General features: G+C 29.0%; 7 protein-coding genes. All 7 read right to left on the bottom strand.

Annotated elements, in window-relative coordinates; all coding sequences use genetic code 11:
- Positions 1 to 230 precede the first annotated feature (230 nt).
- The 7 genes from QM495_RS11555 to QM495_RS11525 all read right to left on the bottom strand — a co-directional run bounded on the left by QM495_RS11555 (position 231) and on the right by QM495_RS11525 (position 7,441).
- A complete protein-coding gene (locus tag QM495_RS11555) occupies positions 231 to 782 on the bottom strand; it encodes a hypothetical protein (RefSeq protein WP_408672269.1) in 552 nt (183 codons plus the stop codon).
- A 91-nt stretch (positions 783 to 873) separates the two neighbouring features.
- Positions 874 to 2,442, bottom strand: coding sequence for a DNA cytosine methyltransferase (locus tag QM495_RS11550; protein ID WP_408672268.1), 1,569 nt, complete (start codon positions 2,440 to 2,442; stop codon positions 874 to 876).
- Positions 2,443 to 2,453: 11 nt separating this feature from the next.
- Positions 2,454 to 3,296: a TdeIII family type II restriction endonuclease gene (locus tag QM495_RS11545; RefSeq protein ID WP_408672267.1), complete on the bottom strand. Its 843-nt coding sequence runs from the start codon at positions 3,294 to 3,296 to the stop codon at positions 2,454 to 2,456.
- A gap of 249 nt (positions 3,297 to 3,545) precedes the next feature.
- Entirely contained in the window at positions 3,546 to 4,112 is a 567-nt protein-coding gene (locus tag QM495_RS11540) for a hypothetical protein (RefSeq protein WP_408672266.1), read from the bottom strand.
- Between the two features lie 142 nt (positions 4,113 to 4,254).
- Positions 4,255 to 4,857: a hypothetical protein gene (locus tag QM495_RS11535; RefSeq protein ID WP_408672265.1), complete on the bottom strand. Its 603-nt coding sequence runs from the start codon at positions 4,855 to 4,857 to the stop codon at positions 4,255 to 4,257.
- Positions 4,835 to 6,607: a hypothetical protein gene (locus tag QM495_RS11530; protein ID WP_408672264.1), complete on the bottom strand. Its 1,773-nt coding sequence runs from the start codon at positions 6,605 to 6,607 to the stop codon at positions 4,835 to 4,837. Before QM495_RS11530 ends, QM495_RS11535 begins: the two co-directional genes overlap by 23 nt.
- A 312-nt stretch (positions 6,608 to 6,919) precedes the next feature.
- Entirely contained in the window at positions 6,920 to 7,441 is a 522-nt protein-coding gene (locus QM495_RS11525; protein ID WP_408672263.1) for a hypothetical protein, read from the bottom strand.
- Positions 7,442 to 7,607 lie beyond the last annotated feature (166 nt).

Genomic DNA, 7,607 nt, shown 5'->3' with positions numbered 1-7,607 from the left:
CAGCTTTAAACTCCGACAACGTAATATTCTGACAACTTTATTCTACTTTAGAACTCAAATTGTGGATTTCCGACCGGAAATCCGCCATTAATTGCAACGTGTTTGTGTAAGATTTCGTTGCGTGTTTAAGCAACTAATTTAGTAAATATAAACTGAATAGAAAATCCGCGAGGATTTTCGTAAGCAAGCTTGCACTAGCAATGAATTTTACACGGTGTTGGCAACTGGCTTTATTCCGTTGTTATTTTATTCCGATGATTGAAAAATTCAGTTGTATCTTTTTCTAACAATTTTTCTATTTCGGAATTCTCATACTTATAAAATCTATATAAATTTCTGGTAGTTGAATGAAATGCTATAATTCGATTATTCAACACAAAGTAATTCCCTGTTTTTTCTTTAGCATTTTCTCTCTCATAAAAGTATTTTCTGACTAATAATTTTTTGTTTTTTTCAGCGTACTGTTTTTTCGAAATCAGTTTTGCAGGAATTTTGTTTATTAGAATTTTCGATTTGTCATTTGAGTTAATTTCGAATGGTAAATCAGTATGTATTTCATACTCTCCGTCACTGTTAAGTCCGAATAAATGAAAATTTATACTATCATTTTTTCGAATAGTTAAAGTGGTTGTGTCAGATTGATGAAGTTCATCTTTCGAATATTCCTCAATAACTACTGGAAATGTTTTTTCAGTTAATTTATTTTTTATTTCAGACTTGCAAGAAGTCAGAATTGTGATTAAAAATATTATTCCTATTATCTTTTTGTTTTGTAGTTTCATTTTTTTTGCTTGTTGCCAACGGGCTTGTATATGGAAAGTAGCGGATTTAAGTGCTAAATTTTCGGATTAATACTGACCTTTATTTTACTCATTAACTTTGACTTAAAGCACTAACTCCGCTATTTTTTATATACGTTGTTGGCATTTCGTACTTTTTTATTAGTTCAGTTTGGTTTTTTCTTTCGTCAAATATTCCTGTTTCAACTATTGTCTTTGCAAGCATATCAATTACGGAAACAGAAACACTATTTCCAATTAATTTCATCCATCTTGCTCTTGATTCTGGAAGTTTGAAGTCTTTTGGGAAACCTTGTATAACGCAAGCCTCTTCTTTGGTTATCTTTCTGTAATTTTTAGAGAAGTAAACTTTTTCTAAAAAGTCTTGTTTATACGTTTCGTGATTATCTTTACTTAAATGTGATAAGGTCACATAATCATTTGTGTCACTCGCAACCAATGTAGGGAAAACGTCCGAAGTTGGAAGAAAAACTCTATTTACTCCAAATAATCCACTACTAATTTTTGTGTTTTTAAAATCATATCTAATTTCAGTACATTCAACAACACCTTTTTCTTTTAAAGATTCTAAAGTATCTTTTATAGATATTTTTTTAATTTTTAAAGGTCTGTGAGTTTTTAAATCATCTGTTAATAGATTTGCGTTTGATTCTTTTGAAAGTAATTCTAACTCATTCTCGGTTAGTTCAGATTCTTTAAAATCATTTATTTTAAATTGATATTCTTCCTCTTTTAAAATATCTAAAGCAACTAATTTTGATAATTCATTTTTAGTAATAGAAGAATCTATACTTTTAAAATGTTTTAGAGAAAGAGGATTTCCATCTAACTTTCCAAATTGGCTTTTTCTTCTGTTCTTTAAAAGTAGTAAGCAAATTTCTTTTTGTCGTTCGGTAGTTTCTAAAATGTCCCAAGAATGAATTGTAGTATGTCCATTTCTCAAGTCGTTAAACAAAAAGTAGTCGTTAAATCCGTTTTTACTTGAAAGACTCATTTGTCTATCCAAAATCGGATTTCCAAATAAATCTTTTTGAGTAATTGGTTCGTCTTTTTCTTTAGGTAATTTAATTCCTAAAATATCAGCAAGTTTGATTCTGTTTTCATTTGGTTTTGGTAATTTAAAATTATCCAAGTGTCTTTTTTCTCTGAAACCAACGATATAAACTCTAATTCTATTTTGAGGAACGCCATAATCGAAAGAATTTATGATATAATGTTTTGCGTAATATCCTGCTTGTCTAATTCTATCCAAAATGTATGAAAATGATTCTTTGTTTCTTGGGTCAACTAAACCTTTTACGTTTTCAAATATAAATGCCTTTGGTTGAGATTGTTTTAATAAATATATAGTGTCATTCCATAATTGACCTCTATCATCATCAAACCCCAAATTTTTACCTGCTATTGACCAACTTTGACAAGGAACTCCTGCTGTTAAAATATCGTGTTTAGGTAATTCTTTGATTTTGGTAATATCTCCTAAATTACTGTCAAAACTTTCATTGTGATTTTCGCAATAAGTATTTACTGCATCTTTGTTTATTTCACTAAAGTTGATACATTTCCCTCCATTATTGGTTAGAGCTATCTTAAACCCTCCAATTCCTGAAAAAAGGTCGATAAAAGTAAATTTGTTTTTCATATCATTTACTTTTATTGAAGTTTAATGTCTTTGTAACCTTCGGGTGGTTCAATTCCTAAAAACTCTTTATATATTCTTTCTCTATATTCTAAACCAAGTTTATTAATTTCATTTATGAAATTTTTATAAGTTCCTTTTCCACCAATTAATTCCCAAAACTCATTACCAATTAGCACTGATTCATCATTGTGCATATCAAACCATCTCATTGGAAAACTCCAATTATAATCTTCTTTTTTTCCGTAAGGATTGTAAGCAAGTGCATAAAAAGCATAATCTACTTTAGCAGGATTCATTGCTAAAAGTTTAAACATTTTTTCTTTGCTTACTTTAGTTTGGTCGCTATTAGGTAAAGGTGCTTTTATTTCAAAAGCGTATTTCTTTTTGGTTTTTTTACTTTCAATATAAATGTCACAAACTACACTTGTTGGTATCGATTTTCCTCCACCTTCTAAAATATATTTTAATTCTACATCCCAATTAGGCTTTTGTTTGTCTTTACCTTTCTTTTTATGTTCTAATCTATTTAAAACTTCTTGTATTCTTCTTAATCGTTCAGCACCAACTTCTCCTGTTATGGTTTTCCCCATTTCACAATGCCCGTGAAACTCATTAGCAACTACGTGAGCAAGTTTTTCCCAAACACCACCAAAAGGTGTAACAAAACGTCTTTCAAAATGAGAGCCTTTAAAGATTTCGTCTGGAACAAGTGCTGCATAAAGTGGTTTACTTGAATGGTGTTTCTCTTTTATGAATGGGTCTGTAACTAAAACCTTATTCATAACTCTGTCCATTAATTCAGAAACAACTCTTTTGATTCCTTCACCTATTTTTTGCTCTTCTTTTTTTGTCATTTTATTTCTTCTAAGTTTAGAAAACAAATTTACAATTTTTAAAATGAGATTTTTGATGTTTTGTAAAATGTTCAATTTGTGCAGGATTTCAGTATGAATGCCAACGGTTAGGCTATGATTTCGTTGTGGATAAATCCGCTAGGATTTTCCGCTATAGAAATCAGCCGTGTTAAATATACTAAACTTTGGTGTGGCACAAAACCACAATGAATTATAGCCATTGTTGTACGCAGTATTTTCTTTTCTAATTTAATGTCCACTATCTTTTATTGCTCTTTTGTGACCAGTTAATAGAAGTTTGTAAAATTCCTTGTTTTTATTTTGGAGTTTTTTTAATTCCGTTGGAACAATCTCGTATTGCGGATGAATCTCATTAAAAAAGAAATAGAAAAAAGATTCAATTTCTTTATCTGTCCGTTCGCTTAAAAGTTCATAGGTTAAGTTAACATTTATTAAAATTCTCGGTTGGAGATTATGTTGAAAATAATTTACTGCATCGGCCTCCCATTTTCCGCCAATGGAAATTTCTATCCACTTTTTCATTTGTTTTTTTTTCGAAATTTTGTCCAATTCGAATAAAACTTGAACGTAATCATAACCATCATAAAGAGGAGCGACTTTTCCATTTTCAAAACCGAACATTTCTAAAAATCCGTTAAACGTATTTGGGAATAACTCAAAATAAATACTTTGATTTTTCAAATTATTCTCTTTTTCCAAATTGGAGAGAGCATTTTTCAAATCCGAAGATTTAGTTGATTGTCCACTTACATTTATAGCAAGTAAAACAAGTATTAATGTAGTTAATGTTTTCATTTTTTATTGCGTACAACGTGTTAGGCTATGGCAAGTGCGAGATTTATTGTTGAATTTTTCAGTGAAAATAATGTTACTTTTATGTTAAAGTATACTATTTGCTAAAAACTCGCATTTACTATAGCCATTGTTGTGGTTTGTATTATCCTATGCCTAAACCTATTCTTCTATACAATATCCATTTATTATTTTCTTTTTTATAGATAGTGAATCCTTCTTTGCCTGAATTTCTGTGATAATCACCTATATAGTACTTTATAAGCGAATATTTTTTGTTTTTTGTAAAAACAGGATAAGAAAGGACTATTAATCCTTTATCATTATAATAGCTTAACTTATTTGTAGTATTTTTTAAATCAATAATTATTATTTTTTTATTTTCTAATTTAGAGGAGTCAATAATTATTTCGCCAATAAACTGTTTTTTATATTGGTTAATCTGGTCTTCATTAAAAAGATATTCAAATTCTTTTTTCGGTAATGAAAAAAAAGTTGTTAAATAATGATATTGATAGTCTTCTTTTTGAAATTTTAAATCTTCTAAATCTCCAAGTAAATGATTGGTCAATCGTTTTTCTAAAAATACTTTTTCCATCTCAATATGAGATGCTAAATAATTTAATTCATTGTTAATAATTTTATAAACATCTTTATTTTTAGGTTCAATTTGTGCGTTTGTCGCGCAAGAAATAAAATTAAACACTAATAATAGTGTAATAATCTTAATTACAAGGGGCTGATGCATTTGCCACTTTTCCTTTTGGTAATATTTGATTTCCATTTCCATCATATAAAGTATTATTGTTATCTTGTTCTGCTATTATTGTATTAAGAATAGTGATTCTATCATTTGCATTTGGTACTGCTTTTTTGAAAAAATCATTTTCTACTTGAACATTATTCACGATGCTATGAGTTAAACCACCCCAAGATAATTTTTCATAGTAGCTAAAAGGAAGGTTGTATCCATTTTGACTCCCATATTCCGATAGAGATGTTGCAATATCTTTTACTAAATTAGCCATATACTCATGCTGAGGCAAACCTAAACCACTAGTATTACTAGTTTCTAATGCTTTTGTATATGCAGCGGCAATGTCTGAATAACTAGTGTCAGTTGTACCATTAGGAAGATAAAAAAGACCTTCTTCGTGCATTTGGACTAATAAACCGTGAACAGATTCGTGAATTACAGTTCTGGCTATAGATAAATCAGTGGCAGTTGTTAAATATGATGTTCTTATTTGTATTTCAACATCACAAGTTTTTGTGATATTGTCATATTTTGCAATAGGAAAGGTATTTCCATTACCTGTGATATTTGGAGCGACACTAAACACTAAATTAGTATTGTTGCTTGCTTCAAAAACAGCTAAAACAAGCTGGGTTAATGGAGAGCAAACACCTATGGCGTCAGTAACAATAATTTCTTGGCAAGGATAATCTTCAAAAGTAGGGTTGATAATAATTCTATCTACATAATCTACTTTTGCTCCACAATTATCTAAGACTAATTTAGCAAAATTCTGAACACCTATGGAATTTTCATCAAATGCTGTACTATTTTCATCAAAATTAGCTAATAAAAAAGTTTTAATGTCGCTATGTAGACTAGTACCTACTTGTGAATTTAAACATTCTTTTTGTTCAATAGTTAGATTGTCAAAAAAAGTATCAAGCATTTTAGCTTCTGGGCTAAGTATAACACCTACTGTAGTAGAACTATTATTTGTAGAAGATGAATCATTATTATTAGATGCTGAACCTCCGCCGTCGATATTATCACCTGTAGTATCCCACGTTTCCCCTCCAGTATCACCTGAATCTCCATCATTACCAGCATCGTCTCCTCCAGTAGAAGAGCCATCTCCAGATCCAGCTCCGCCACATGGTGTGAGTTCTGTAATAACTGTACATTGACATTCAGCATCATAAGTTATATCTACCCAACAACCTAGTGATGCATAATAAACTACTCTAGCTCCTATAATATCTTCAAAATCGTCAAGATCAATTTGATTACTACTTACCTCTTGTTTGGAAAAATCATAGCCATGATTAATTTCAGTTTTTTTAAATCTATAAATAAAGAAAGCATATTCATTATCATTTAATTTTTTAATAATAAAGTTTTCAAAATCAGAATCTGGATTAGTTGGAATTTCAATTCTGAAAGTGTAGGTTTCTGATGAATCTGTGCTGACTTGGATTATTTCATCAGTTAAAATTGTAAATGAGTTGTCAGTTGTATTTATACTTTTATTTTGAGTACTGCTTTTATTATAGTCAAAACGTTGTTCAATATTTTTAATAAATTCTGTTAAATCTTCATTTTTCTTTATTTCTTGTAATGTAATTTTTTTTGCAGTGTATTTTTTTTGAATTATTGGATTGTTCGTTGTTAAAAATTCATCATTCTTTTTACAACTGAATAATGTAATACAGAATCCTAAAAATAGAATTCCAATTTTCATAGAAGTTTTAATTTTTTTCATAGAGTTTAAATTTAAGTATTAATTTTTATTTTTCAAGAATACTACATATTTTTTATTAAGCATTACGGTAAAACCGTAAATTTCGTAGAGTAAATCCTCGCATTTTTTTGTATAAATTTCTTTGTATTATATTGCAATTTTCTTGTTTTTTTCTGTCGTAATATAAACCACAACGGTTTAGGGTTATGATTTCGTTGCGATAAATCCGCAGGATTTGTCGGACTAGAAATCAGGTTAAATATACAGAATGTTTGTCGTTAAATTACCAAACCTAGCAATGAATTATACCCAGTGTTAGCACCTGTTTTTATTCTATTCATAACTTAATCCTTTTATTAATCCATTAATTTGCTCTTGATTCAAACTATATTTCGGTATGTAATTAAATCCTAATTCTTTCAAACATGAAGAATATCCAATCAAAGCTCCTTTTCCTGCTCCGAACTTTTCAACTATTTCTGTTTTGAATGAATTCGGAACTTTTCCATAATAGATTGTTCTGAAAATTGATAAATCAATTATTAGATCATTAATTTCAATCCAACAATGACCATCCCAACTATCATTAATCATTTTTTCTTTATTAGTAAACGGAATCGGCTTTGTGCAATTAAATATTCTATTTGAATTATATTCAAAATGTCCCGATAAAACTACAACTGGAATATCTGAATTATCGTAAATCATAGCTCCTAATAAAGCACTCAATAATGCACAATTGAAAGCTTTTGGTTTAACATTTCTTAATGTTTCTTTTACAACTTCTTGAATGAAATTCTTATCTTTTTCATTGAGTTCATAAGTAACAAATGAGTCAATCTCTTTTTGTTTCATACTATTTTTCAGAACTTTCTTTAATATAGAATTTCGTTTCATTATTTTTTAATCGGTAATAGGTGCTAACGGTTTAGGCTAAGGAAAGTTGCGTTTTTAAAAACGTAATTTTCCGATGTTTAAAATTAGTTTTTTATTTGTAATAACTTTCATATTTTATGAATTA

The sequence above is a fragment of the Lutibacter sp. genome, assembly GCF_046055765.1.
Lineage (GTDB): Bacteria > Bacteroidota > Bacteroidia > Flavobacteriales > Flavobacteriaceae > Lutibacter.
The sequence above is the reverse complement of the archived record's forward strand: the minus strand, read 5'-3'. Positions and strand labels throughout refer to the sequence as shown.

Excerpts from the sequence above, each read along its gene's own strand:
- QM495_RS11555 (WP_408672269.1), bottom strand. The coding sequence starts at position 782 with ATGAAACTACAAAACAAAAAGATAATAGGAATAATATTTTTAATCACA.
- QM495_RS11550 (WP_408672268.1), bottom strand. The coding sequence starts at position 2,442 with ATGAAAAACAAATTTACTTTTATCGACCTTTTTTCAGGAATTGGAGGG.
- QM495_RS11545 (WP_408672267.1), bottom strand. The coding sequence starts at position 3,296 with ATGACAAAAAAAGAAGAGCAAAAAATAGGTGAAGGAATCAAAAGAGTT.
- QM495_RS11540 (WP_408672266.1), bottom strand. The coding sequence starts at position 4,112 with ATGAAAACATTAACTACATTAATACTTGTTTTACTTGCTATAAATGTA.
- QM495_RS11535 (WP_408672265.1), bottom strand. The coding sequence starts at position 4,857 with ATGCATCAGCCCCTTGTAATTAAGATTATTACACTATTATTAGTGTTT.
- QM495_RS11530 (WP_408672264.1), bottom strand. The coding sequence starts at position 6,607 with ATGAAAAAAATTAAAACTTCTATGAAAATTGGAATTCTATTTTTAGGA.
- QM495_RS11525 (WP_408672263.1), bottom strand. The coding sequence starts at position 7,441 with ATGAAACAAAAAGAGATTGACTCATTTGTTACTTATGAACTCAATGAA.